Origin of the sequence: Paenibacillus sinensis, assembly GCF_019904155.1 — a bacterium.
GTDB lineage: Bacteria > Bacillota > Bacilli > Paenibacillales > Paenibacillaceae > Paenibacillus_AQ > Paenibacillus_AQ sinensis.
Genome location: NZ_JAHCMB010000240.1, coordinates 1 through 1,227 on the forward strand (window position 1 = coordinate 1; position 1,227 = coordinate 1,227).

General features: G+C 39.8%; 1 pseudogene. It reads left to right on the plus strand.

Annotated features, from left to right (window positions below):
• Positions 1-412: 412 nt before the first annotated feature.
• Positions 413-1,227: pseudogene (locus KIH86_RS28540) on the plus strand (ATP-binding protein); the annotation flags it as partial.

Here is a 1,227-nt window from a genome sequence, read left to right on the forward strand (position 1 = left end):
TTAACGAAAACTGCTGTACCAAAGATTTATAAAGATGAGCAAGGCGCATGGCATATTCGTGACTATGGTCGAGGATTGAGGTATGAACACTTTACGCAAAACGAAAATAAGGAAAAGCTAGATCATCCGGAAATGGTGATTGGAAAATTTGGTGTGGGATTGAAGGATGCCCTGGCTACTTTTGACAGGAAGAAAATCAGTATCCTAATTCGCTCACGTCATGCGGATATCACCATGGATAAAAGCCATAAGCATGGATTTGAGGATATCGTCACCCTCCATGCGATGATACAGCCACCATCTGAAGTGAATCTTGTAGGAACAGATGTAATTCTGTCAGGAGTTAGAGATGAGGATATAGAACAAGCAANCCGTTTTAAAAACAAAGAAAAAGAAGAAATCGCGAATTTATGTGAATGGACTTTGTGTAGCTGAAGAGGAAAATTTCTTATTCAGCTACAATATCACTTCTTTGAATGCGGCTCTCCGCAAAGCTCTCAACCGGGAACGTACGAACGTTGGGCGCAGTGCTTATACGGACCGAGTCAAATCTATTCTGCTTGCATGCTGTAATTCTACTGTTGCCACTGAAATGGCGGCGGATCTTAAAAATTACGAAATAGGTCATATTCATGACGAACTTCAATGGACAGATGTTCAACTCCATGCGTGTAGAATTTTAAATGCCAACGAAAATGTCATTTTTCTCACACCAGATCAAATGAGGAATGGTGGTTCTTTGGTCACTCATGCTCAAGATGATGGATATCGTATCGTGGTCGTTCCAGAGTCTATTGCTTACAAACTTACAAATCTCCAAGATGTTCAAGGAAATCAGATTCGGGATTTAGACGGTTACCGTGAAGAGTTTAATACAAGTTTTCAATTTACTAACGTTCCTATTTCTTCATTAACCCCAAATGAGAAAACGGTGTTTTCTGTTAAAGATTCAATTTTGAAATGGTTACCACATAATCAGACAAAGGATATAAAAGAAATCTGTATTTCCGAGACTATGAGGGTGGATCATTCCGGTTTTGAAGCACTTGGGTTATGGGAACCTTTAGAACAACGGATTACCATTAAACGGAATCAGTTAAGGAACGTAGTGGATTTTTCAGGTACTCTGTTACATGAAATCACCCATGCGTTTACTGGAGCAGATGATGAATCCATGGAATTTGAAAATGGCTTAACCCAAATGCTTGGCCCACTAACTTCCTACGC